Raw genomic sequence first — 22762 nt, forward strand, 5'->3', positions numbered from 1 at the left:
CGCGCCCGTGGGGAGCCGCCCCGCCAACTCTCCCGCTGGCACGGCAGGTTCCCCCGCACCCGAACCCGGGCGACCGGAATCCCCCGCCGCGCACGGATGGTTCCGCCGCGCGGAACGGAACGGACCCGAGCGGACCGGCCGGTGTGCGGCCGGATCCACCCGGGTCCGTTCAGGTGCGCACGGATCCGTGCGGGCAGTGCTTACGCGTCCTCGGCCAGCTCCAGCCAGCGCATCTCCAACTCGTCGCGCTCGGTGACCAGTTCGCGCAGCTCGGCGTCGAGCTTGGCGACCTTCCCGAAGTCCGTGGCGTTCTCCGCGATCTGGGCGTGCAGCTTGGTCTCGCGGTCGGAGAGCTTGCCGAGCTGCCGCTCGACCTTCTGCAACTCCTTCTTCGCCGCCCGCGATTCCTGCGCCGAGACGGCATTGGCCGCCGGTGCGGGCTCCTTGGTCCCGGCGGCGGGGGTGGCGGACGGGGTGGCCGTCTCCTCCATCCGCTGCCGGCGCTCGATGTACTCGTCGATGCCGCGCGGCAGCATCCGCAGCGCCCGGTCGCCGAGCAGCGCCATCACCTTGTCGGTGGTGCGCTCGATGAAGAACCGGTCGTGGGAGATCACGATCATGGAGCCGGGCCAGCCGTCGAGGAGGTCCTCCAGCTGCGTGAGGGTCTCGATGTCGAGGTCGTTGGTGGGCTCGTCGAGGAAGAGGACGTTCGGCTCGTCCATCAGCAGACGCAGGATCTGGAGCCGGCGCCGCTCACCACCGGAGAGGTCGCCGACCGGCGTCCACTGCTTCTCCTTGGTGAAGCCGAACTGCTCGCAGAGCTGCCCCGCCGTCATCTCGCGGCCCTTGCCGAGGTCCACCCGGTCACGGACCTGCTGCACGGCCTCCAGCACCCGGAGGGTGGGCTTGAGCTCGTGCACCTCCTGGGAGAGGTAGGCGAGCCGGACGGTCTTGCCGACGACGATCTTCCCGCCGGCCGGCTGGACGTCGCCCTGGCTGCGGCACGCCTCGGCGAGCGAACGCAGCAGCGAGGTCTTGCCCGCGCCATTCACGCCGACGAGACCGATGCGGTCGCCGGGGCCGAGCTGCCAGGTGAGGTGCTCCAGCAGCGTCTTGGGACCGGCCTGGACGGTCACGTCCTCCAGGTCGAAGACGGTCTTGCCGAGGCGCGCGTTGGCGAACTTCATCAGCTCGCTGGTGTCGCGCGGCGGCGGCACGTCGGCGATCAGCTCGTTGGCGGCCTCGATGCGGTAGCGCGGCTTGGAGGTACGGGCGGGGGCGCCGCGCCGCAGCCAGGCCAGCTCCTTGCGCATGAGGTTCTGCCGCTTGGACTCCTCGGTCGCGGCGATCCGCTCACGCTCGGCGCGGGCGAAGACGTAGTCGCTGTAGCCGCCCTCGTACTCGTGGACGGTGCCGCGCTGGACGTCCCACATGCGGGTGCAGACCTGGTCGAGGAACCACCGGTCGTGGGTCACGCAGACGAGCGCGGAACGGCGGGCCCGCAGGTGTCCGGCGAGCCAGGAGATGCCCTCGACGTCAAGGTGGTTGGTGGGCTCGTCGAGGACGATCAGGTCCTGGTCCGCGATGAGCAGCTTGGCGAGCGCGATACGCCGGCGCTCACCACCGGAGAGCGGGGCGATGACGGTGTCCAGGCCATGCTCGAAGCCCGGCAGCGCGAGACCGCCGAAGAGCCCGGTCAGCACGTCGCGGATCTTGGCGCTGCCCGCCCACTCGTGGTCGGCGAGGTCACCGATGACCTCGTGCCGGATCGTCGCCTTCGGGTCGAGCGAGTCGTGCTGGGTGAGGACGCCGAGGCGCAGGCCGCCGAGGTGGGTGACGCGTCCGCCGTCCGCCTCCTCCAGCTTGGCGAGCATCCGGATGAGGGTCGTCTTGCCGTCGCCGTTGCGGCCGACGACACCGATCCGGTCTCCCTCCGAGACTCCGAGAGACACACCGTCGAGCAGCGCACGGGTGCCGTACACCTTGCTGACCTGCTCGACATTGACCAGATTGACGGCCATTTCACTCCTGCCCAGGGGATGGATCGACTTCCCAGGGTAGTCGCCGCGCGGATGCGGTAGCGTGCGGCGATCTTCCGGGGCGGCCCCCCGGGCAGGAACGTCTCCGGGGTGGGAACTTCATGGCGGGCATATCGGTGCGGCGCACGGTACTGGTGGCGGCGTTGGCCGGGGCGGTCTGCGCCCTCTCCGGCTGCGGAACGGAGCGCGCGGACGACAGCGGGAAGGCCGCGGCCGTCTCCGCCGGCGCCTCCGCCGCACCGTCCGGCACGGACGCCGAGGCCACCGTGGAGCCCGCCGCCAAGGGCGCCGCCATCGGTGCCGCCGGCTCCGCCTGCGAACTGCCGGTCACCTTCGACCTGGCCGCCGGGTGGAAGCCTCAGGCCGTCGACGTCGCCGCCGCCCCCGAGCTCGCCGCACTGGCGAAACAGGGTCCGATGACCATGGTCTGCGAGATCGACGCGAAGCCGGCCGGAAACATCGGCTATCTGCGGGTATGGCAGGGCGAGAAGTCCTCCGCCTCCCCGCGCGAGCAGCTCCAGGCGTTCGTGACGGCCGAGGAGGGCGCCTCGGACGCCACCTACACGGACATCGAGGCCGGCACGGTCGCCGGGGCCGAGGCCACCTACACGGTGACCGTCGAGGCCCTGGACGAGACGAAGCAGGAACGCGCCTTCCTCGTCCCCACCGCGAAGGGCCCGGTCGTCGTCCACCTGGGCGGCCTGGACACCGAGGAGCACGAGCAGATGCTCCCGGCGTACGAGCTGGCGAAGTCGAGCTTGCGGGCCGGCTGAACCCGCCGGCCGGCCTTCGAGCGGGAGAGACCGTCATGCACCTCGTATCGGCCTTGTCCGAGTCCCCTCCGACACCCGTCGGCGCGAAGGTTCTCCTTGCCTTCGTGGGCTTGGCATTCACGGGGGTCGGGCTCTTCCTGCTCCTCCGCACAGACCGAGCCATCGAGCTGTACAGCAGGCAGGCGGCCGGCCGGAACCCGAGGGCAGTGCCTCCGGCGCTCCTCAAAACCCTGGGAATCCTCCAGCTCGTGGTGGGCGTCGCCTGCGCGACGCTCGGCATCGTCATGCTCGTCCGGCACTGACCGCAGGCCCCGTGAGGTCAGCGAGGAGCTTCGTCGCTCGGTGGGGAGCCGGGACGACACGGTCGGGCCGTGGAGGGGCAGACCGGCGCACCTCGCAAGGGGGTTCCGCGGAAGAAGAAAGCCGTCCAAGCCAAGTGGTCGGCTACGCAACCTGCGCCGACCGCCCAGCACGATCGAGACGTGCAGAGCTCGGAGCTGAGCCATCCCGATCACTGAACCGAACTCTCATAGGTCTTCCACGGTAGTTCTCTCATCATGATCTTTCACAGCTGACCTCTCATGTACCCGCTGACACGTGCGGCGCCCCGCGGGCTGGACAGCTTGTTCCCGCCGGCCCTCCCGTCTACTTTGAGCGGCGTGAGAACGACAGCGGCGAACGAGCCGAGCAGACAGGACGCGAGGGTGACCGGGCACGAGACCCGCACAGCCCTCCTGAAGCGCGCCGTACGATCCAGCGTTCCGCTGCGCAAGGTATTCGTGCAGGCTCCGGCCGACCGTGAGAGCCGCCACGGGCCGCTGAAGGATTTCGTGACAGGCAGGGACCTGCGGGGGCTCAGGGCGTATCTGATGATCGTCGCTGCCTGCAGCAACGAAGACAGCGAGCGCGGCTGGTCCACCACTCACGACAGCGCGGTGTGGGCGCGGCTCATGGACATCCAGGAAACCGCGAGCGACCAGGCAGCCCGAACTGGCGCATGGCGTGTCCTGCGCCGACTCCAGGAGCGTCGGCTGATCGCATGCACCCGGGAGGGAACGCGTATCACCGCCACGCTACTCCGCGAGGACGCCAGCGGAAGGGCCTATCACCGGCCTCTCGGCGAGTCCGAGGAGGAGCGCTTTCTCCAGATTCCCACGTCGTTCTGGACGAGGGGATACGACGGGGAGATCCATCTGCCCGGTTTGGCACTGTTGCTCACCGTCGCTCGGGAGAAGCCATGGTCGTCCTTCCCCGCCGAGAAGGCGCTCACCTGGTACGGCTGGTCCGCCGACACCCATGAGCGCGGATTGAGAGAACTTCTCGCCCTGGATCTGGCCGAACGGCGTGCGCACTACCGCAAGGAGCCGCTGCTCCCCAACGGCTTCACCATGTCGTACCAGTACAACCTCAACCCGATCGTGCGTCCACGTAGGACCAGTTCCCCGACCACGATGCCCGCCGACGCAACCGGCACCACGACCACCACTACGGGCACCCGCGGCAGCACCACACGCTCGGGCCGACGAGAGAAGTGACCGCATCAGCCAGGACTTGGGGGAACGTCCGCGTACCCGCCACGAGGAAGAACCGACACCTGCCTGGGTGGACGAGTCCTTCCAGGAACACGATTCCACCGGCTTCTACATCCTCGCCGCAGCCATCATCGAGCCTGCAGCCGTGGACAGCGTGCGCGCCGCCATGCTTGCGCTGAAAGGCCGCCGCGCCACCAGCAAAATCCACTGGACGGAGATGGACCAGCGCCAGCGGAACGCAGCCGCCCGCCTCGTCGCCTCGCAGAGTGGGATCCACATCGTCTCGGTCGGCGCCCCCGTTCCGAGAAGGAAGCAAGAACGTGCTCGCGCCAAGTGCCTGACAGCTCTGGTCGTGGAACTCCATGGCTTCGGGGTGGACCAGCTCTACATCGAAGCCCGCCAGGAAACCCTGAACGCCCGGGACATCCGGACCGTCCTCGCCGCCCGCGCGAATCTCCCGAAGGGAACCCGGCTACAGGCCGACCATGTGCACGGCAACGACGAGCCTCTGTTGTGGGTCTCGGACATCGTCGCCGGAGCGGTACGCGCTCATCGACAGGGCGACCATCAGTACACCCAGCAGCTGGGAGAGGCGTTGATCGACTTCGAGGTGGACACCGGCTGCTGAACCGCACATGCGCAGAAATGCGCCGAGCCAGGCTCCCGGTCTGCCCCAGGTCACCTGGCTCCACTTCCAGAGACCCACGGTCGCTGGCTTCTTCCTACACTACAGACCACCTTCGCGGTCGCCAACAGCACCACCGGCGCATGTGGAACGCGGCTCGGCAGAAGAGGAGGCCCCCGAAGGGCGCCGTGACGGCCCCCTCAGACCACCGTCGCCCCCGGCGCCGGGGACACCGCGACCCGTGCCGTGCGGCAGGTGGTGGAGGCGGTGAGGGCGGCGGCGACCCGGTGGGCGGTCGCCTCGTCGGGGACCAGGAACGCGGTGGTCGGGCCGGAGCCGGAGACCAGGGCGGCGAGGGCCCCGGCGTCGGTGCCGGCGGCCAGGGTCGCGGCGAGCGAGGGGCGCAGCGAGAGGGCGGCGGCCTGGAGGTCGTTGCTCAGGGTCTTGGCCAGGGCGACCGGGTCGCCGGAGGCGAGGGCGTCGAGCAGGGCCGGGGCCGCGGTGGGCTCGGGGATGTCCGTACCGGCGGTGAGCCGGTCGAACTCGCCGAACACGACCGGGGTGGAGAGTCCGCCGTCGGCGACGGCGAAGACCCAGTGGAAGGTGCCGCCGGTAGCGACCGGGGTGAGCAGTTCCCCGCGGCCGGTACCGAGGGCGGCGCCGCCGATCAGGCTGAACGGGACGTCGCTGCCGAGCTCCGCGCAGATCTCGAGGAGCTCTTCGCGGGAGGCGCCGGTGGACCAGAGCGCGTCGCAGGCGAGGAGGGCGGCGGCGCCGTCGGCGCTGCCCCCGGCCATGCCGCCGGCGACGGGGATGTCCTTGGCGATGTGGAGGTGGACGGCGGGCTCGATGCCGTACCGCTCCGCGAGGGCGAGGGCGGCGCGGGCGGCGAGGTTGCTGCGGTCCAGCGGCACCTGGGCGGCGTCCGGGCCGGAGCAGGTGATCGTCAGCTCGTCGGCCGGGGTCGCGGTGACCTCGTCGTACAGGCCGACGGCGAGGAAGACGTTGGCGAGGTCGTGGAAGCCGTCGGGGCGGGCCGCGCCCACCGCGAGCTGGGCGTTCACCTTGGCCGGTACGCGAACGGTGACGCTCGCGGTCGCGGTGGCGCTGCCGGTCTCGGTGGCGCTGTGGGTCATGCGGACAGCTCCTGCTTGTTCTCGGCGATGGCGGCGAACTCCTCGACCGTGAGCGACTCGCCCCGGGCCTGCGGGGAGATCCCGGCGGCGACGAGCGCGGCCTCGGCGGCAGGTGCGGAGCCCGCCCAGCCGGACAGCGCGGCGCGCAGCGTCTTGCGGCGCTGGGCGAACGCGGCGTCGACGACGGCGAAGACCTCGGTGCGGCTGGCGGACGTCTTGACCGGCTCGGTGCGGCGGACCAGCGAGACGAGTCCGGAGTCGACGTTGGGGGCGGGCCAGAAGACGGTGCGGCCGATGGCTCCGGCGCGCTTCACGTCGGCGTACCAGTTGGCCTTCACGGAGGGCACGCCGTAGACCTTGTTACCGGGGCGGGCGGCGAGCCGGTCGGCGACCTCGGACTGGACCATGACGAGGGTCCGCTCGATGCTCGGGAAGCGCTCCAGCATGGTGAGCAGCACGGGCACGGCGACGTTGTACGGGAGGTTGGCGACGAGCGCCGTGGGCGCGGGGCCCGGCAGCTCGGTGACCAGCATCGCGTCGGAGTGGACCAGGGCGAACCGGTCGGCGCGGCCGGGCATCCGGGCGGCGACGGTGGCGGGCAGGGCGGCGGCGAGGACGTCGTCGATCTCCACGGCCACGACCCGGTCGGCCGCCTCCAGCAGCGCCAGGGTCAGCGAGCCGAGCCCCGGCCCGACCTCGACGACGACGTCGTCGGGCCGCACCTCGGCGGTGCGCACGATCCTGCGGACCGTGTTGGCGTCGATGACGAAGTTCTGGCCGCGCTGCTTGGTCGGGCGTACGCCCAGCGTCGCCGCCAGTTCGCGGATGTCTGCGGGGCCCAGGAGGGCGTCGGACTCTGTGCTGCTCACCCACTAAGCGTACGGGCCCGGATTGCGATCGCAGGTGCGACCGCGTCCCCGCCCCCGCTCAGTAGTCGAAGGCCCGTGCCGTATTGGCGTCGATCGTCGCGGCGAGGGTGTCCTCGTCGACACCCTTGACCTCGGCCATCGCCCGGAGGGTGACGGGGATGAGGTAGGGGGCGTTGGGGCGGCCCCGGTAGGGCGCGGGGGTGAGGAAGGGGGCGTCGGTCTCGACGAGCACCAGTTCGGCGGGGGCGACGGCGAGGGCGTCGCGCAGCGGCTGGGCGTTCTTGAAGGTGACGTTGCCCGCGAAGGACATGAAGTAGCCGGCCCGCGCGCAGATCCGGGCCATCTCGGCGTCGCCGGAGTAGCAGTGGAAGACCGTGCGGTCCGGGGCGCCGACCTCGGCGAGGACCCGCAGCACGTCGGCGTGGGCCTCGCGGTCGTGGATGACGAGGGCCTTGCCGTGCCGCTTGGCGATCTCGATGTGCGCCCGGAAGGACTCCTCCTGGGCGGCGCGGCCCTCGGGCTCGGTGCGGAAGTAGTCGAGGCCGGTCTCGCCGACGCCGCGTACGTGGGCGAGGGCGGCGAGCGCGTCGATCTCCGCGAGCGCCTCGTCCAGCGCGGCCCTGCCGCCGGGGGCGCGGACCCCTTCGCGGGTGCGGCCCTCGGGGTCGCCGTGGACGATGCGCGGCGCTTCGTTGGGGTGGAGGGCGACCGAGGCGTGCACCTGCGGGTGGGCGGCGGCCGTCTCGGCGGCCCAGCGCGACCCGGCGAGGTCGCAGCCGACCTGGACGACGGTGGTGACGTTGACGGCGGCGGCCCGCGCGAGGGCCTCCTCCACGGTGCCGTCCTGCATGTCCAGGTGGGTGTGCGAATCGGCGACCGGAACCCGCAGGGGTTCGGGCAGCGGCGGCGCTTCGGTACGGCTCATGCCCTTGATCGTACGAGGAGGGCCGGACAGGAGGGCGCCCGCCCGGGTCCGGGGACACGGGCGGGCGCTCCTGGCCGGCGGCCCGGGTCGCACCCCCGGCCGGCGCCCCCGTCAGCGGCGCTGGAAGGGGTGGAACAGGTCCGACAGGTGCCAGTGGCGGGCGGCTCCGGCTCCCGCCGGTACGGCCACGGCGGCCACCCGCTCGCCGTCGTCCCGTTCGGCGGCGGCGGTGCCGGTCCGATCGCGCCGCGGGTTGCCCTGCAGCAGCTGCTGCACGAGGGAGACCCGTCCCGAACGCATGATGCGGACCACGTGGCCGCCGCAGTTCGTGCAGGTCGGGGTCGACAGAGGAGAGGGGACCCGCTCTCCGTCGGCCTTGTAGACGACGAAGGTATTGCCGTCCCGGTCGACGTGGTGCTCTATTTCGTAGGCCTGTTCCCAGCCGTGTCCACATCGCATGCACGCGAAGGCATAGGCCTCGTGGACCGTGGTCGCCGCGATCTCACTCATACTTGCTCCTCTTGTCCGCAGGACAAGCCGCTCCCGAGTGTTTCCACCTCCCAGTGCACACCCGCCGAATGTGAATCGCACCGGCTCAGGACCAGTGTTGATGCGTTCTTGGACTCCTTGGTGAGCCCTTGGTCCGCGCATGGTGCGAGGGCGCCCCGCACGAAACCAGCCGTTGGCGGCGCGCGGGCGTGCACCGCCCGTTCACCCTCCCGAGGGGCGCATTTCCCGGCGCCCACACCTCCGTGCGCCGGGTGCCCGGACGGGGGTCGGTGAGCGGAAAACCCCCGCAGGCAAAGGGCTGCACCAGGGGCGCACGGGGGCGCATTCACGAGGTGCGGAATGAATTGAGCATTCAATTGAATTCCGCACCTCAACAAAACAGCATGTCCGGTTTGCGCGGTTCGCTTATCTGGTTTTCACTCGAACCGTACGCAAGTACACGCAACCCCCGGCTTTTCCACAGAACAGAACGGGAACGCTCATGCACACGGAAATCACCCCCACCACCGCGACCGACCTCGACACCGACCTGGAGGCCGCGCTCAACCCGGGCGAGGTCGAGGGCCTGTACCGCGACTCGCGCGAGTGCGCGTACCTGGCACTCCTCGGGGGTGGCTCGCTGCTCCTCCTCTCGCCGCCCACCCCGCGGCCGAAGAAGGGCTGACTCTCAGCCCATGAACCAGTCAAGCGCTTCGTCCCGGCTCTCGGACGCGGTGCACGACCTGGCGAACGAGGTGGTCCTCGCTCTTAGGAGCGGGGGCCACCTCGCCACGGTGTGCGGCGCGGCCGGAATCCACGAGGACGACAGAACGGGCATCGCCGCGGTACGGGTCATCGGAGCCGACCTGCTGCTGCCGAGCGTGCTGTACGGACAGAACCCGCACCCCGGAGACGTGGCGGTCTTCCACCGCGCGGTGGAGGAGTTCCCGCCGCGCCCCGACGCCTCGCCCTCCGCCGCCTGGGGCCACTGGGCGATGCTCTCCACCCTGCACCGGGTGGCCCCCTCCATCACCACCGGACGGCCGCCGGGCACCACGGCCCTCCTGGACGAGCCCGGTGTCGCCGGCCTGGCCGACGCCCCCTGGCAGGCGTTCTCGCACCAGCTCTCCCTCCTCACGCCGCTCGCCGTCCCGGCGGCGGCGTCTTCCGTGGCGGAGGTCGCCCGCGGCCGGGTGACCGACCTCGCGCGCGGTTTCGTCCGCGCGGTGCGCCGCCGCGACTGGCTCCAGGCCTCGGGCACCGGCCGCTGGCTGGCCGCCCTGGGCGGGGAGCCGCCGACGCTCGGACTCGACCGGGGACTCGACTTCGTCGAGCTGATGGGCGGCCAGGACCCCCGGGTCGTCCTGAACGTCCGCGCCGCCCGGCTGATGACCGAGGAGCGCGGCCGGTGACGGCGGAGCAGGCGACGGCGGCACGCCCCGGCGACGGCGGCACGGCGGACCGCCGGGCCGCCGTCGCCGCGCTCACCACCCTCGTACGCGAGGTGCGCGACCGCGCGCTGGCCTGGACCGAGGACCACCTGTCCGGCTTCGTCCTCCCCGAGGACGTGCTGGAGCCGCACACCAAGGTCGACCACACCCTCAAGCCGCTCGGCGAACTGGCCCAGCTGTGCAGCACCGCCCACCGGGTCACCGCCCCCGCCGATCCGGCCCACGCCACCGCCGACCGGCTGGTGGCGTTCGCCTGGGAGCAGACCCGCTCCGGGGAGCTGCTGCTGGAACTCCTGCGGTCCGAGCCCTTCGCTGCGTACCCGTTCGAGATCTACGCGGCCTTCGCGGGGCACGGGCTCCGTCACGAGGGCTTCGAGCGGCTCGCCCGCCGGGTCGCGGCCACCCGGGGCTGGGCGGTCACCGAGCAGCACGCCAACCGGCAGCTGGGGCTGATCAACTCCGAGCGCCGGGTGGGCATCGCCCCGCACGCGGACGCCGGGCAGGTGCTGCGCCGCACCTGGCTGGGCGGGCTGTCCGAGCCCTGGATGCTGGAGCGCTCCTCCGGCTACTCCCTGACCCACGCGGCGTACCACGTCACCGACTGGGGAGTCGCCCCCGAGCGGATGCCGGAAGACCTGGACGTCTATCTGCGGGCCTGGCTGCCCGCCTGGACGGACGGCTGCCTGGAGAGCCACCAGTGGGACCTCACCGCCGAACTGCTGGCGGTCGGCGCGGGCCTGCCGGGGGCACCGCCGGTGGAGCTGTTCGCCGAGGCCTGGCCCGCGCTCGCCCGGGTGCAGCATCCGAGCGGCTGCCTCCCGGAGACCGGCCCGCCGGTCGAGCCCGGCGCCCCGGGAACGAGCGACGACGAGGAGCCGTACCCGTTCCTGGCCTGCTACCACTCCACGCTGGTGACGGTCTTCGCCGCCTCGCTCACCGCGGCCCGGCTGGAACACCCCACCGCACCCGCCGCACCCGTCCCGTCCGCCTCGTCCGAAAGGAAGCACTGCGCATGAGCGGTATCCAGCAGATCCACGAGGTGGGAGCGAAGGCTCTCCAGTGGCTGCACGCCCACCGGGAGGGGTTCCGGCTGGAGGACGACCCCTCCCCCGAGGCCGGGATGCTGGACCGGTTCAAGCCCCTCGGTGAGCTGGCGCTCATCAGCAAGGTGATCTTCCGCGAGGGCGTCGCCGGGTCCCAGCAGGCCACCCTCGCCCGCTCCCTCCTCGACTTCGCCTGGCACGAGCTGCTGGACTCCGGGCACCGGCTGCTGGACGGGCAGCGCCGCGAACCGCTCTGCCCGGCGCCGATGGAGGTGTACGTACCGTTCAAGGAGCTGGGCTACCGCCACCCGGACCTCGAAGCGGCCGTCCGCCTGAACCGCCGCCTCACCAGCTGGGGCCGGCTGGAGGTGAACCCGGTGCGGCGCCTCGGCATCGCCACGGTCGAGCGCCGGTTCGGGCTGACCGCGAGCGTCCCGGAGGACGAGGCGTTCGGGCGCACCTGGCTCGCCGCCCGGCCCGAGCCGTGGACCGTCGAGGGACACATCGCCTACGACATCACCCACACGGTCTTCCACCTCACCGACTGGGGCCTGTCGCCCGACGGACTGCCGCCGGAGATCGCCGACTACCTCGCGCTCTGGCTCCCCGTCTGGCTGGACGACTGGACCGACCTGAAGCGCTGGGACCTCCTCGGCGAGCTGCTGGTGGTCGACGCCTGTCTGACCGAGCCGACGCTCGACCCGGCGGCCTGGGACGCCTTCGCCGCCGCGCAGGAACCGGACGGGGCCATGCCGGTGCTGGAGGGAATGCCCGAGGGCGACCCGGGGTGGGTCTTCGACCTCGTCTACCACCCGACGCTGGTGGCCGCGTTCGCCTCGGCGCTGGCGGTCTCGCGCTCCCTGTCGGACCTCTCCTCGGCGGCCTCCGCGTGAGTACGCTCCCCGCCCCCGCCCGTACCGCGTCCGACGGCCCCGGCGGCCCGGCCGCCGACGCGGACGCGCGGCTCCTCGCCGGGGCGGCCGGGGCGATCGGCCCGGCGCCCGGCCTGGTGCTCGCGCTCAGCCGCCACGGACACCGCACCCTGCACGTCACCGGCACCGCGCCGGAACCGGACGACCGGCCGCGCGACCGGCTCCGGTACGAGCTCGGCTCGGCGTCCAAGACCTTCACCGGGCTGCTCCTCGCCCGGCTGGTCGCCGCGGGCCGCCTCTCGTACGACGCCCCGGCCGCGGAGCTCCTGGCGCCCGGCCACCCGGTGCACCCGTCGCTACGGGCGATCACCCTGCGCCATCTGGTCACCCACACCTCGGGGCTGCCCGGACTGCCCGCCGACTTCTACCCGCAGGCGGTACCGCGCTGGACCACCGCCCCGTACGCCGGTTACGACGCCGGCCGGGTCGTCCGTGCCTTCCTGCGGGCCCGCCCGCGCCACGCGCCCGGGACCCGCTGGCACTACTCGAACTTCGCCGTCGCGGTCCTGGCCCACACCCTCGCCGCCACGACCGGCACCCCCTGGGAGGTCCTCGTCCACCGGGAGGTCCTCGCGCCGCTGCACCTGGACTCCACCGCGGTCGGCCCGGGGCGCCCGGGCGCCGACGCGACGGGCCACGGGCGCGGCGGCGCCCCGGTGCCGGCGCTCGACATCGGCGGGTTCGCCGGGGCGGGGGCCGTCCGGTCCACCCCGCACGACCTGCTCACCTTCCTGGAGGCGCACCTCGCGGCGAGCGGCGCGTACGCCGGGACGGAGGCGGCCGGGGTCACCCCGTTCGTACCGCCGCCGGACGCCCCGCTCGCCGCCGCGCTGGCGGGGATGCGGCACCCGGTACTGCGCCGGGGCCTCCGGCACACCCACACCCACACGCTGACGTGGTTCCAGCACGCGTCCCCGCACGGCCCGGTGAACTTCCACGCCGGGGCGACCTCCGGGCAGCAGGCGTTCCTCGGCTACTGCCCGGACACCGGGACGGCGCTGGCCGCCGTCTGCACCCGGCGGGTGTCGCGCGGGGACCCGTTCGTGAAGACGGTCCACGGGGTGCTGACGGCCTGAGGGCTCAGACGGTGGGCGTGCCCGGCGTGCGGGCGGCGTTCTTCGCGGCGACCACCGCGTCGAACACCTCGCGCTTGGGCAGTCCGGCGTCCGCGGCGACGGCGGCGATGGCCTCCTTGCGGCGCTCCCCCGCCTCCTCGCGGACCTGGACCCGGCGCACCAGCTCCGCCGCGTCCAGCTCCTCGGCGCCCTTGTCGCCCGCGCCCTCCACGACGACGGTGATCTCGCCGCGTACGCCCTCGGCCGCCCACACCGCCAGCTCGCCGAGCGGGCCGCGCTTCACTTCCTCGTACGTCTTCGTCAGCTCGCGGCAGACGGCGGCCCGGCGGTCCGCGCCGAAGACCTCGGCCATCGCGGCGAGGGTGTCGTCCAGGCGGTGCGGGGCCTCGAAGAAGACCATCGTGCGGCGCTCGTCGCCGACCTCGCGGAGACGGCCGAGGCGCTCGCCCGCCTTACGGGGCAGGAAGCCCTCGAAGCAGAACCGGTCCACCGGCAGACCCGAGAGCGCCAGGGCGGTGAGGACCGCCGAGGGGCCGGGCACCGCGGTGACCTTGATGTCCTTCTCGACGGCTGCGGCGACCAGGCGGTAGCCGGGGTCGGAGACGGACGGCATCCCCGCGTCGGTGACCAGCAGCACCCGCGCGCCGCCGGTCAGCGCCTCGACCAGCTCCGGGGTGCGGGCCGACTCGTTCCCCTCGAAGTACGAGACGACCCGCCCCGTGGTGTGGATGCCGAGCGCCTGGGTCAGGCGCTTCAGCCGGCGGGTGTCCTCGGCCGCCACGACGTCGGCGGTCTCCAGTTCGGCGGCGAGACGCGGCGGGGCGTCCGCCACGTCGCCGATGGGGGTCCCCGCGAGAACCAGCGTTCCGGTGGTCGGCTTTCCAGGCGTTCCAGGCGTTTCAGTCACAGGAACCATCCTCCCAGCCCCGGCGGCCCCCCTCGCACAGATGCTTTCCCTACGATGGCGCGGTGACGAGTACTGCGCCCGACGCCCGGCAGGGCCACGACGCCGGGGACGAACTCCGCGGCGAGCAGCCTTCTCCCTGGGAGCGGCGGCTGCACCGCTTCGGCCACGTGCCCCGGAAGGACATCGGGCTGCGCGAACGCCTCATCCCTCCCTACAACCGGCCGAGCCCCCGCACCTGGGGGGTCCTCGGCGTGCCACCGGCCCTCGCGGACCGGCTGGAACGGTGGTCCGGGTGGGGCGGCCCGCTGCTGGTGACCCTGGTCGCCGGGGTGCTGCGCTTCTGGCGGCTGGGGCAGCCCGACGCGGTGATATTCGACGAGACGTACTACGCCAAGGACGCCTGGGCCCTGACCAACCAGGGGTACGAGGGCGCCTGGCCCAAGGACGTCGACAAGCTCATCCTGAGCGACCCGTCCCGGGTGAAGGTCCCCGTCGACCCCGGATACGTGGTGCACCCGCCGGTCGGCAAGTGGGTCATCGGGCTCGGCGAGCAGATGTTCGGCCTCACGCCGTTCGGCTGGCGGTTCATGGTGGCCCTGCTCGGCACCCTGTCCGTGCTGCTGCTGTGCCGGATCGGGCGCCGGATGTTCCGCTCGACGTTCCTGGGGTGCCTGGCGGGCCTGCTGCTCGCGGTGGACGGGCTGCACTTCGTGATGAGCCGCACCGCCCTGCTCGACCTGGTGCTGATGTTCTTCGTGGTCGCGGCCTTCGGCTGCCTGGTGAACGACCGCGACTGGGCCCGCCGCAAACTCGCCGATGCCCTCCCGGTGGACGAGGAGGGGGTGCTCCGCCCGGACGCCCGGATCGCGGAGACCCTGCGCCTGGGGTGGCGGCCCTGGCGGCTCGCGGCCGGGCTGATGCTGGGCCTCGCCTTCGGCACCAAGTGGAACGGCCTCTACATCCTGGCCGCGTTCGCCGTCATGTCGGTCCTCTGGGACGTGGGCGCCCGCCGCACCGCAGGCGCGTACCGCCCGTACTCGGCGGTCCTCCGCCGCGACCTGCTGCCCGCCTTCGTCTCCACGGTCCCGGTCGCCCTGGCCACGTACCTCGTCTCCTGGACGGGCTGGCTCGTCACGGACAAGGGGTACGACCGCCACTGGGCGGACACCGCGGAGGGCCGCAGCGGCGGCTGGACCTGGCTCCCCGACTGGCTGCGCAGCCTCTGGCACTACGAGCGCCAGGTCTACGACTTCCACGTGGGCCTGACCTCCGGCCACACGTACCAGTCGAACCCCTGGAGCTGGATCGTCCTCGGCCGCCCCGTCTCGTACTTCTACGAGGAGCCCAGCTGCCCCGACTCGGCGACCGGCAAGTGCGCCCGCGAGGTCCTGGCGCTCGGCACCCCGCTGCTCTGGTGGGCGGCCTGCTTCGCCCTCGTGTACGTAGTGTGGCGCTGGCTCTTCCGCCGCGACTGGCGGGCGGGCGCCATCGCCTGCGGGGTCGCGGCCGGGTGGGTGCCGTGGTTCTTCTACCAGGAACGCACGATCTTCTTCTTCTACGCGGTCGTCTTCGTGCCGTTCCTCTGTCTCGCCGTCACGATGATGATCGGCGCGATGATCGGCCCGGCGGCCGGCACCGGTACCCGCGCCGAACTGGGCCTCCCCACCTCCGACCCCACCGGCGAACGCCGCCGCGCGATCGGCGCGGTGGCGGCGGGGCTGCTGGTGCTGCTGATCATCTGGAACTTCATCTACTTCTGGCCCCTGTACACGGGGACGCCTATCCCGGAGCCGGACTGGCGGAACCGGATGTGGCTGGACTCCTGGGTGTAGGGGGGCGGACGTGCGGGGAGGGCCCGGTCGGTGACCGGGCCCTCCCCGCGTCCGGGCAGGCGCCAGGTCACTCGCCCGTGATGTCGGAGTGGATCTCCGTCTGCTTCACACCTTCGATGCTCGCGATCGAACCGCTCGGGGCGAAGGTCAGCCGCACGACCGAGGTGTCCCCCTCCTGGAAGTCGACGGCGAACTCGATGCCCCCGTGCGCGTCGGCGTCCACGAGGTCGTCCTTGCCGATCCGCACGTCGTTGCCGTTGACGTAGAAGTCGACGGACGCGTCCTCCTCCAGCGGGCGGATGGAGTCCGACGCCTCCTTCGGGTCGGCCGTCGCGACGAATCCGACCCCGTCGGCCGGCATGGTCGGGCGGCAGTCGTCGAAGCTCTGCATCGTCTCCAACGGGCAGAACACGGCCGGGCGGTAGGCCACGCTGTGGCCGCCCGCCGTGGCGCTGATGTAGTGCAGGACGGCGAGCATCTCCTCGGGCGCCTCCTGGGTGGGGGAAGGCGTGGGGCTCGCGGTGGGTGACGCGGACGCGGCCGTCGCAGGGGCGCCGGCGGGTGCGGACGATACCGGCGCCGCGTCACCGGACCGCGAGGGTGACGCCTCGTCGGGGGTGCAGGCCGAGGCTCCGAGGGCGGTGAGGGCCGCGAGGGCGACCAGGGCGCGGCGGGGAACGTGTCGATGAGGCATGGCGGTTCCTGGAGGTACGGGGACCTGGCCGTGGTGGGGGGGCGGCTGAGCCTGGTCGGCGGGACGGGAATCGAGCCGACAGAGCGATGCCCCGCGCGGGAGGCGACTGCCGTCGATCCGTGGCGCGGGGCTCTGCCGAGCGTCTCCGCACGGATGACCGGGCGAAGTGATCATGTTCATACCAGTCGGAGAGGGTGCACAGCAAGCACGGGTCAAGCCTCCCACCTGCGCGTTTCACATGGTGAGCACGCAGCCTCCATCAACTGGCCACATGCGGACGGGCGCCACCCTGAGCGGGCGCGACAGGCCGTCACGCGACTCGACTTCGCCGACGCGGCCGGGCGCGCGGATCACCGAGGGTGGGAGAGCGCTCCCCGGCCTCGGCCGAAACCATCGTTCCGGTCTGATAACAACCTTCGCGGCAGTCACACATGTCCCGTACAGTCATCCACGCAGACAGATTCTTGAACATGTTCAAGATGGATCTCGGGGGAGGGACCGCAACCATGCGAGGCGGAGCCAAAGTCGCCATTGTCGGCGGGGTGTTCGTGCTGGTGGCCGGGGGGCTGAGTTACGGCGCGTACTCGGTACTGTTCGACGACGGGGGCGGTGGAGGCCTGGGCACCAAGACCGTCGCGGTGAAGACCGGGCCGCCGGACGCCAAGGAGATCGCCGAGGCGTCGAAGGCGTTCTTCGCGGCCTGGTCCTCCGGGAACGGGGCGGGCGCGGCGCAGTTGACGAACCATCCGGTGGAGGCGGAGCCCGTACTGACCGGGTACTCCACCGAAGCTCACATCGAGCACGTAGTGATCACCCCGGGGCCGGCGGTCGGGGCGAAGGTCCCGTACACGGTGAAGGGGACCGTCTCGTTCGAGGGACAGAGCAAGCCGCTCTCGTACTCCTCCGAGTTGACCGTGGTGCGCGGGCTGACCACCGGCAAGCCGCTTGTCGACTGGCAACCGAGCGTCGTCCACCCTCAGTTGACGGCGGGAGCGACGCTCGTCACCGGGGAGTCGTCCGCGCCGGAGATCGAGGCGGTGGACCGCAACGGCAAGGTGCTGACCAAGGAGGAGTACCCGTCGCTCGGGCCGGTCATCGCCACGCTGCGCGACCGGTACGGAGCGAAGGCGGGAGGCACCGCCGGCATCGAGACGTCGATCGAGAGCGGCGACGAGAACACCCCCGCCATCACCCTGCTGACGCTCGCCAAGGGCAAGCCGGGCGAGGTGAAGACGACCATCGACGCGAACGTGCAGGCGGCGGCGGAGAAGGCCGTGAAGCAGTTCGGCGAATCCTCCGTGGTGGCGGTCCAGCCGTCGACGGGCGCGATACGGGCCATCGCCAACAACCGGGCGGACGGCTTCAACGCGGCCATGACGGGGCAGCTCGCCCCAGGATCAACGATGAAGATCATCACGGCGGCGATGATCATCCAGAACGGCCTGGGGACCATCGACTCCCCCGTGGAGTGCCCGTCGACCGTCTCCTGGGAGGGAGTCACCTTCCACAACCTCGATGAGTTCTCCATCCCGAACGGCACACTGAAGAACGCCTTCGCCCGGTCGTGCAACACCGCCTTCATCAAGCCGGTCAAGGCACTGACCGAGAAGAACGTGGCCGGCACCGCTCTCGGCCAGGAGGCGCGCGACTACTTCGGACTGGGCCAGGACAACTGGAAGACCGGCATCGAGTCCTTCGACGGCAGCATCCCCGAGTCGTCGGGAGCCGAGACCGCGGCCTCGTACATCGGCCAGGGCAAGACCCTGATGAGCCCCCTGAACATGGCGTCGGTCACCGCGACCGCGAAGTCGGGCTCCTTCAAGCAGCCCTACATCGTCGCCCGCGACCTGGACGACCGTCCGTTCGCCACCGCCCAGCCTCTCCCCGGCACCGTGGCCCAGCAGTTGCGGGACATGATGCGCTTCACCGCGACCGACCCCAGCGGCACCGGCACGGTGGCCATGTCCTCGGTCGGCGGCGACAAGGGCGCGAAGACCGGATCGGCGGAGGTCGACGGGCAGGGCAAGTCCAACAGCTGGTTCACCGGATTCAGCGACGACCTGGCCGCGGCCGGGGTGGTCCAGTCCGGCGGCCACGGCGGCACCGCGGCCGGTCCGGTCGTGGCGGCGGTCCTGCGCGCGGGGTGAGCCCAGGGGTGTCGCTCCCCCTCCGGCGATGGTGGTGCGCCGGGCCCGGCCAGGGCCCGGCGCACCGCCGTGTCCGGATCCGGGCCCCGCGCCAATACGGTGCTGCGAGGCGCCCGTTCACGCGAGTAGCCTGCGGATCATGAGCACTGCCACCACCGGCCCCGACGCCGAGCCCCAGCCGAACGCCGCCCCCACCGCCTCCGCCGCGCACCCCGGACACGCCGAGGCGCACCCCCGATTCGCGGCCGCGCTGGCCGAGTTGGGGCTCCAGGTGGAGGTACGCCGCTTCCCCGAGGCCACCCGTACCGCCGCCGAGGCCGCCGCCGCGATCGGCTGCGAGCTGGCCGAGATCACCAAGTCCCTGGTGTTCGTGGCCGACGGCGTCCCGGTGGTCGTCCTGATGGACGGTGCCTCCCGGGTGGACGTGGAGCGGGTGCGCGAGGTGCTGGGCGCGGCGAAGGTGAAGCGCGCGGGCGCCGACGTGGTCCGCGAGGCCACCGGGTACGCGATCGGGGGCGTACCGCCCTTCGGGCACGTGACGGAGACCCGGGTCCTGGCCGACGAAGGGCTGCTCGATCACGGAGTCGTGTGGGCCGCGGCGGGGACCCCGCACTCGGTGTTCCCGCTCGATCCGAAGAGCCTGATCGCCCACGCGGGCGGCACGGTGGTGGATGTGCGCGAGCGGGCCGCGTGACCCCTCTGGTCGTCTGCGCGGTGCTGCTGGCGGCGTTCACCCACGCCGGGTGGAACGCCCTGGCCCACGCGCTCAAGGACCAGCTGCTCTCCTTCACGCTGATCTCCGGCGGCGGTCTGCTGATCGGCGCGGCCGCCGCGCCCTTCGTGCCGTTCCCGGACACGGCGGCGTGGCCGTACCTGGGCGTCTCGGCGGTGCTGCATCTCGCGTACATGCTGCTGCTGATGCGGTCGTTCACGCTGGGCGACTTCGGCCAGATGTATCCGATCGCCCGGGGTACGGCCCCGCTCGTGGTGACGGTCCTCGCGGCGGTGTTCGTCGGCGAACGGCCCGGCGCCTGGGCCGCGGCGGGGGTGGCGGTGGCCTCGGCCGGGCTGGTGGGCCTCGCCCTGTGGGGCATCCGCGGTTCCGGCCGCCGCCCGGACTGGCCGGCGCTGCTGGCGGCGCTCGGGACGGGCCTCGCCATCGCCGGGTACACCACGGTGGACGGCGTCGGCGTCCGCGCCTCCGGCAGTGCGCTGGGGTACGTCGCCTGGCTGATGATCGCGGAGGGCCTGGCCGTACCGGCGTACGCCCTGTACGTCCGTCGCGGTGAACTGGGCGCACAGTTGGCCCCGTTGGCGGTACGCGGGCTGCTCGGGGCGGCCCTCTCGGTGGTCGCCTACGGGCTGGTGCTGTGGGCCCAGACCCGCGCGGCGCTCGCCCCGGTCGCGGCCCTGCGCGAGTCCTCGATCCTCGTGGGCGCGGCACTGGGCGCCCTGCTCTTCAAGGAGCGGTTCGGCGCCCCGAGGATCGCGGCGGCCGGGCTGATGGTGATCGGCATCGGGCTGATGCTGCACGCGGGCTGAGACCCGCACGTCCGTTCACTCCTCCCCCACCGCCCGCTTGAAGCCGGTGTGGACGGCCAGCAGTCCGCCGTCGACCCTGAGCGTGGTGCCGGTGATCCAGGACGCGTCGCGGGAGGCGAGGAAGGCGACGGCGGCGGCGATGTCGTCCGGTTCGCCGACGCGGCCGAGCGGGTAGAGGGCGGCGGCCCGGTCGAGTTCGGCCTCGCGGCCCGCCCAGGCGTCGGTGCGCAGGGTGCCGGGGGCGATGAGGTTGACGCGCACCCCGCGCGGTCCGGCATGACCCGCGAGGGTACGGGTCAGGCTGGCCAGGCCCGCCTTCGCGGCGCTGTAGGCGTGGCCGCCGAAGTCCTGTTCGCCGTTGACCGAGCCGATGTTGACGATCGCACCCCGGCCGGAGGCGGCGAGGTGCGGGAGGGCGGCGCGGGAGCAGCGGAAGGCGCCGCCGAGGCAGATGTCGAGATCGCGCTGCCAGATCTCGTCGCTCTCGTCCTCGAAGAGCTCGGCGTCCGGGCCCGCCGCGTAGGCGTTGTTCACCAGGACGTCGAGCCGGCCGAACTCGGTGACCGCGTACGCCACCGCCGCCTCCACGGCCGCCCGGTCGCCGACGTCGCAGGCGAGGGAGTCGGCGGCCCACCCCTCGTCCCGTATCCGGGCGGCGGTCGCGGCGGCACGGGCGGGGTCCAGGTCGGTGACGAGGACCGACGCCCCCTCGGCGGCGAGCCGGCGGGCGGTGGCGGCGCCGACCCCCTGCCCCGCTCCGGTGATGAGGACGCCGTGACCGTCGAAGCGCGCGAGGGGGGTGGGTGTCGTCATGGGGCGACCGTACTGCGGTGGGCGGGGTGGGGTCACGCGCGCCGCATCGAACCGTTTTTGCCGGGAGTGGCGTTGGGCGAGACTCGTCCCGTGCGCACGCCGAGGCGCACGGGAGGCGGGCCTGACGGGCGACCTGCCGAGGGGTCCCGGTTCCGGCGAGGTCGAACGGCGGACCACCGCGCAGGAGTCGTGATTCGTCCGCGCCGAAGTAATCCGCCCGCACGGGCACATGGCGGCGCTCACCGACCCGGTCATCCTGATCCCAGCAGGTGACCCGGGCCTGAATCCCTCAACTCTGCTACGAGAATGGCCCCATGGACCGTCTGCTGCATCTGGACCGCACACTCGACGAGTTGGACCCGCCCCGCTGGGGGCCTCCGGCCGCGGACGCGACTCCCCTCGTACGCAGGGTGCACGGGCTGCGGCACCTACGCCTCGGGGAACTGGGTCCGGCGGAGCTGCGCACCCTCGTCCAGCAGCAGGTGGCCCTGGCCCACACCCTTCCGCTCGCCGTGCGCCTGCTCCTCGACGAGCCGCTGCTCGACGCCTGCTTCTACGAGGGCGACCTGCTGCTCTGCGCCGTCGGTGCACCCGCTGCGGCCTGGGCCCTGCTGCCGGACCTGCACGCGGAACTGCGTGCCGTGATCGCCGCGCTGCCGGAGGCCGCGGTCGCCTGCCTGCCCCGCGGCGGAGCCGAGGAGCTCGCCCGCTTCGGAGACCTCAGAGCGCCGAGCGCACCGCCCGGACCAGGGCCTGGGCGCGCGGGTCGGCGGTGACTCCCTTCTGGAGGCCGTTGGTGACGTAGCCGAGGGCGATACGGGACTCGGGGTCCGCGAAGCCGAGGGAGCCGCCGCGTCCGGGGTGGCCGAAGGAGCCGGGGCCGAGCAGCGGGGCGGCGGGGCCGTGGAGCATGTACCCCAGTCCGAAACGGGTGTTGACGACGAGGACCCGGTCGGGTCCGGCGGACTCCTCGGTGCGGGCCAGGGTGAGGGTGGCGGGGGCGAAGAGGCGGTGGCCGTCGACCTCGCCGATCATCGCGGCGTAGCAGCGGGCGAGGGCGCGGGCGGTGGCGATGCCGTTGGAGGCGGGGAGTTCGGCGGTGCGGTAGGCGGGGTCGTTCTCGTCCGGGTTCGGGTCGATCGCGCCGAAGGCGCGGCGGGTGAGCGAGTCCGGGTCGGCGTACGCCTCGGTGACGGCGCGCTTGGGCCGCATCCGCAGGGCGCCGGGGTCGCCGGTCGCGGGCGGTTCGACGGGGCCGATGCGGCCGATGCGGTGGGCCTCGTCGGCGGGGAGCCCGAACCAGAAGTCGAGGCCGAGGGGACGGCCGATCTCCTCGGCGATCCAGCGGCCGATGGTGCGGCCGGTGGCCCGGCGGACGAGTTCGCCGATGAGCCAGCTGTAGGTCTGGGCGTGGTAGCCGTGGTCGGTGCCGGGTTCCCACTGGGGCCGCTGGGCGGCGACGGCGGCCGGTCCGGTGTGGCCGTCGGCCGCCTCGGCGGGGGTGAGCGGGCGGTCCAGGGCGGGGACCCCGGCGCGGTGGGCGAGGAGGTCGCGTACGAGGACGCGCTCCTTGCCGTTCGCCTTGAACTCGGGCCAGTACGTACCGACCGGGGCGTCCAGGTCGACCTGGCCGCGCTGGTGGAGCATCAGGGGGACGGCGGCGGCGATGCCCTTGCCCGCCGAGCGGACGATCTGGACGGTGTCGACCGCCCAGGGTTCGGTGCCGTCCACGTCTCTCGTACCGGCCCAGAGGTCCACGACCTTGCGCCCGTCGCGGTAGACGGCGACGGCCGCGCCGCGCTCACCGCGCTGTTCGAAGTTCCGTACGAAGGCGTCCCGGACCGCTTCGAATCCGGGCGCCACCGTGCCCCGTACGTCCACGCCTGCTTCCGCGCTCCCGCTCATCCCCCCATCCTGCATTGCGGCGCAGGTCCGGT

At 72.5% G+C, this 22762-nt stretch carries 23 protein-coding genes; 14 read left to right on the forward strand and 9 right to left on the reverse strand.

Going from position 1 to position 22762, the window contains the following annotated elements; translation table 11 throughout:
• Positions 1-200 precede the first annotated feature (200 nt).
• Positions 201-2021 (reverse strand): ABC-F family ATP-binding cassette domain-containing protein, encoded by a 1821-nt coding sequence (locus tag ACWCWD_RS11145; protein WP_450771971.1) that lies wholly within the window; start codon positions 2019-2021, stop codon positions 201-203.
• A gap of 119 nt (positions 2022-2140) precedes the next feature.
• Here ACWCWD_RS11145 and ACWCWD_RS11150 point away from each other — a divergent pair, with 119 nt between their 5' ends.
• The 4 genes from ACWCWD_RS11150 to ACWCWD_RS11165 all read left to right on the forward strand — a co-directional run bounded on the left by ACWCWD_RS11150 (position 2141) and on the right by ACWCWD_RS11165 (position 4972).
• Positions 2141-2812: a lipoprotein gene (locus ACWCWD_RS11150; protein ID WP_450771972.1), complete on the forward strand. Its 672-nt coding sequence runs from the start codon at positions 2141-2143 to the stop codon at positions 2810-2812.
• 35 nt (positions 2813-2847) lie between these two features.
• Positions 2848-3114, forward strand: coding sequence for a hypothetical protein (locus ACWCWD_RS11155; protein WP_450771973.1), 267 nt, complete (start codon positions 2848-2850; stop codon positions 3112-3114).
• Positions 3115-3516: 402 nt separating this feature from the next.
• Positions 3517-4347 (forward strand): hypothetical protein, encoded by an 831-nt coding sequence (locus ACWCWD_RS11160; RefSeq protein ID WP_450771974.1) that lies wholly within the window; start codon positions 3517-3519, stop codon positions 4345-4347.
• A 67-nt stretch (positions 4348-4414) separates the two neighbouring features.
• Positions 4415-4972, forward strand: coding sequence for a hypothetical protein (locus ACWCWD_RS11165; RefSeq protein WP_450771975.1), 558 nt, complete (start codon positions 4415-4417; stop codon positions 4970-4972).
• A 197-nt stretch (positions 4973-5169) separates the two neighbouring features.
• Here the strand turns inward: ACWCWD_RS11165 and ACWCWD_RS11170 are convergent, their stop codons facing one another.
• The 4 genes from ACWCWD_RS11170 to ACWCWD_RS11185 all read right to left on the reverse strand — a co-directional run bounded on the left by ACWCWD_RS11170 (position 5170) and on the right by ACWCWD_RS11185 (position 8409).
• Positions 5170-6105 carry a 4-(cytidine 5'-diphospho)-2-C-methyl-D-erythritol kinase gene (locus ACWCWD_RS11170; protein WP_450771977.1) on the reverse strand — a complete coding sequence of 312 codons (936 nt, stop codon included), beginning with the start codon at positions 6103-6105 and terminating at the stop codon, positions 5170-5172.
• Positions 6102-6974 carry a 16S rRNA (adenine(1518)-N(6)/adenine(1519)-N(6))-dimethyltransferase RsmA gene (gene rsmA / locus ACWCWD_RS11175; RefSeq protein WP_450771979.1) on the reverse strand — a complete coding sequence of 291 codons (873 nt, stop codon included), beginning with the start codon at positions 6972-6974 and terminating at the stop codon, positions 6102-6104. The genes ACWCWD_RS11170 and rsmA overlap by 4 nt, the downstream gene beginning before the upstream one ends.
• Before the next feature lie 58 nt (positions 6975-7032).
• On the reverse strand, positions 7033-7899 hold the full coding sequence (locus tag ACWCWD_RS11180) for a TatD family hydrolase (RefSeq protein ID WP_450771980.1): 867 nt from the start codon (positions 7897-7899) through the stop codon (positions 7033-7035).
• Positions 7900-8010: 111 nt separating this feature from the next.
• Positions 8011-8409, reverse strand: coding sequence for a hypothetical protein (locus ACWCWD_RS11185; RefSeq protein ID WP_450771981.1), 399 nt, complete (start codon positions 8407-8409; stop codon positions 8011-8013).
• 481 nt (positions 8410-8890) lie between these two features.
• Here ACWCWD_RS11185 and ACWCWD_RS11190 point away from each other — a divergent pair, with 481 nt between their 5' ends.
• The 5 genes from ACWCWD_RS11190 to ACWCWD_RS11210 are packed head-to-tail and all read left to right on the forward strand — an operon-like array spanning position 8891 to position 12890.
• Complete coding sequence (locus tag ACWCWD_RS11190) at positions 8891-9073, forward strand: hypothetical protein (RefSeq protein ID WP_450771983.1); 183 nt, start codon at positions 8891-8893, stop codon at positions 9071-9073.
• A 10-nt stretch (positions 9074-9083) separates the two neighbouring features.
• On the forward strand, positions 9084-9800 hold the full coding sequence (locus tag ACWCWD_RS11195) for a hypothetical protein (protein WP_450771984.1): 717 nt from the start codon (positions 9084-9086) through the stop codon (positions 9798-9800).
• On the forward strand, positions 9797-10855 hold the full coding sequence (locus ACWCWD_RS11200) for a DUF6895 family protein (protein ID WP_450771986.1): 1059 nt from the start codon (positions 9797-9799) through the stop codon (positions 10853-10855). Before ACWCWD_RS11195 ends, ACWCWD_RS11200 begins: the two co-directional genes overlap by 4 nt.
• The gene (locus ACWCWD_RS11205) at positions 10852-11775 is read left to right on the forward strand and encodes a DUF6895 family protein (protein WP_450771987.1); all 924 of its coding nucleotides are present in this window, start codon (positions 10852-10854) and stop codon (positions 11773-11775) included. The genes ACWCWD_RS11200 and ACWCWD_RS11205 overlap by 4 nt, the downstream gene beginning before the upstream one ends.
• A complete protein-coding gene (locus ACWCWD_RS11210) occupies positions 11772-12890 on the forward strand; it encodes a serine hydrolase domain-containing protein (RefSeq protein ID WP_450771989.1) in 1119 nt (372 codons plus the stop codon). Before ACWCWD_RS11205 ends, ACWCWD_RS11210 begins: the two co-directional genes overlap by 4 nt.
• Positions 12891-12894: 4 nt before the next feature.
• Here the strand turns inward: ACWCWD_RS11210 and rsmI are convergent, their stop codons facing one another.
• On the reverse strand, positions 12895-13797 hold the full coding sequence (rsmI, locus tag ACWCWD_RS11215; protein ID WP_390960175.1) for a 16S rRNA (cytidine(1402)-2'-O)-methyltransferase: 903 nt from the start codon (positions 13795-13797) through the stop codon (positions 12895-12897).
• A gap of 62 nt (positions 13798-13859) precedes the next feature.
• Between rsmI and ACWCWD_RS11220 the strand changes: the two genes are divergently transcribed.
• Positions 13860-15629 (forward strand): dolichyl-phosphate-mannose--protein mannosyltransferase, encoded by a 1770-nt coding sequence (locus ACWCWD_RS11220; RefSeq protein WP_450771991.1) that lies wholly within the window; start codon positions 13860-13862, stop codon positions 15627-15629.
• Positions 15630-15696: 67 nt separating this feature from the next.
• On the opposite strand, the gene ACWCWD_RS11225 is transcribed toward ACWCWD_RS11220, so the two are convergent.
• The gene (locus ACWCWD_RS11225; protein ID WP_450771992.1) at positions 15697-16323 is read right to left on the reverse strand and encodes a hypothetical protein; all 627 of its coding nucleotides are present in this window, start codon (positions 16321-16323) and stop codon (positions 15697-15699) included.
• 506 nt (positions 16324-16829) lie between these two features.
• Here ACWCWD_RS11225 and ACWCWD_RS11230 point away from each other — a divergent pair.
• The 3 genes from ACWCWD_RS11230 to ACWCWD_RS11240 all read left to right on the forward strand — a co-directional run bounded on the left by ACWCWD_RS11230 (position 16830) and on the right by ACWCWD_RS11240 (position 20012).
• Positions 16830-18470, forward strand: a complete 1641-nt coding sequence (locus ACWCWD_RS11230; RefSeq protein ID WP_450771994.1) for a penicillin-binding transpeptidase domain-containing protein — start codon at positions 16830-16832, stop codon at positions 18468-18470.
• Between the two features lie 139 nt (positions 18471-18609).
• The gene (locus ACWCWD_RS11235) at positions 18610-19164 is read left to right on the forward strand and encodes a YbaK/EbsC family protein (protein WP_450771995.1); all 555 of its coding nucleotides are present in this window, start codon (positions 18610-18612) and stop codon (positions 19162-19164) included.
• Complete coding sequence (locus ACWCWD_RS11240; RefSeq protein ID WP_450771997.1) at positions 19161-20012, forward strand: EamA family transporter; 852 nt, start codon at positions 19161-19163, stop codon at positions 20010-20012. The genes ACWCWD_RS11235 and ACWCWD_RS11240 overlap by 4 nt, the downstream gene beginning before the upstream one ends.
• A 15-nt stretch (positions 20013-20027) precedes the next feature.
• Here the strand turns inward: ACWCWD_RS11240 and ACWCWD_RS11245 are convergent, their stop codons facing one another.
• A complete protein-coding gene (locus ACWCWD_RS11245) occupies positions 20028-20825 on the reverse strand; it encodes an SDR family NAD(P)-dependent oxidoreductase (protein ID WP_450771998.1) in 798 nt (265 codons plus the stop codon).
• A gap of 314 nt (positions 20826-21139) precedes the next feature.
• On the opposite strand from ACWCWD_RS11245, the gene ACWCWD_RS11250 reads away from it, so the two are divergent.
• Positions 21140-21601, forward strand: a complete 462-nt coding sequence (locus ACWCWD_RS11250; RefSeq protein ID WP_450771999.1) for a contact-dependent growth inhibition system immunity protein — start codon at positions 21140-21142, stop codon at positions 21599-21601.
• Here the strand turns inward: ACWCWD_RS11250 and ACWCWD_RS11255 are convergent.
• Positions 21546-22706, reverse strand: coding sequence for a serine hydrolase domain-containing protein (locus tag ACWCWD_RS11255; RefSeq protein ID WP_450772349.1), 1161 nt, complete (start codon positions 22704-22706; stop codon positions 21546-21548). The two genes, ACWCWD_RS11250 and ACWCWD_RS11255, sit on opposite strands and share 56 nt — an antisense overlap.
• Between the last annotated feature and the right edge of the window lie 56 nt (positions 22707-22762).

This window comes from Streptomyces sp. NPDC001493, assembly GCF_053597235.1.

Excerpts from the sequence above, each read along its gene's own strand:
- ACWCWD_RS11145 (WP_450771971.1), bottom strand. The coding sequence starts at position 2,021 with ATGGCCGTCAATCTGGTCAATGTCGAGCAGGTCAGCAAGGTGTACGGC.
- ACWCWD_RS11150 (WP_450771972.1), top strand. The coding sequence starts at position 2,141 with ATGGCGGGCATATCGGTGCGGCGCACGGTACTGGTGGCGGCGTTGGCC.
- ACWCWD_RS11155 (WP_450771973.1), top strand. The coding sequence starts at position 2,848 with ATGCACCTCGTATCGGCCTTGTCCGAGTCCCCTCCGACACCCGTCGGC.
- ACWCWD_RS11170 (WP_450771977.1), bottom strand. The coding sequence starts at position 6,105 with ATGACCCACAGCGCCACCGAGACCGGCAGCGCCACCGCGACCGCGAGC.
- ACWCWD_RS11180 (WP_450771980.1), bottom strand. The coding sequence starts at position 7,899 with ATGAGCCGTACCGAAGCGCCGCCGCTGCCCGAACCCCTGCGGGTTCCG.
- ACWCWD_RS11185 (WP_450771981.1), bottom strand. The coding sequence starts at position 8,409 with ATGAGTGAGATCGCGGCGACCACGGTCCACGAGGCCTATGCCTTCGCG.
- ACWCWD_RS11190 (WP_450771983.1), top strand. The coding sequence starts at position 8,891 with ATGCACACGGAAATCACCCCCACCACCGCGACCGACCTCGACACCGAC.
- ACWCWD_RS11195 (WP_450771984.1), top strand. The coding sequence starts at position 9,084 with ATGAACCAGTCAAGCGCTTCGTCCCGGCTCTCGGACGCGGTGCACGAC.
- ACWCWD_RS11205 (WP_450771987.1), top strand. The coding sequence starts at position 10,852 with ATGAGCGGTATCCAGCAGATCCACGAGGTGGGAGCGAAGGCTCTCCAG.
- ACWCWD_RS11225 (WP_450771992.1), bottom strand. The coding sequence starts at position 16,323 with ATGCCTCATCGACACGTTCCCCGCCGCGCCCTGGTCGCCCTCGCGGCC.
- ACWCWD_RS11230 (WP_450771994.1), top strand. The coding sequence starts at position 16,830 with ATGCGAGGCGGAGCCAAAGTCGCCATTGTCGGCGGGGTGTTCGTGCTG.
- ACWCWD_RS11235 (WP_450771995.1), top strand. The coding sequence starts at position 18,610 with ATGAGCACTGCCACCACCGGCCCCGACGCCGAGCCCCAGCCGAACGCC.
- ACWCWD_RS11245 (WP_450771998.1), bottom strand. The coding sequence starts at position 20,825 with ATGACGACACCCACCCCCCTCGCGCGCTTCGACGGTCACGGCGTCCTC.
- ACWCWD_RS11250 (WP_450771999.1), top strand. The coding sequence starts at position 21,140 with ATGGACCGTCTGCTGCATCTGGACCGCACACTCGACGAGTTGGACCCG.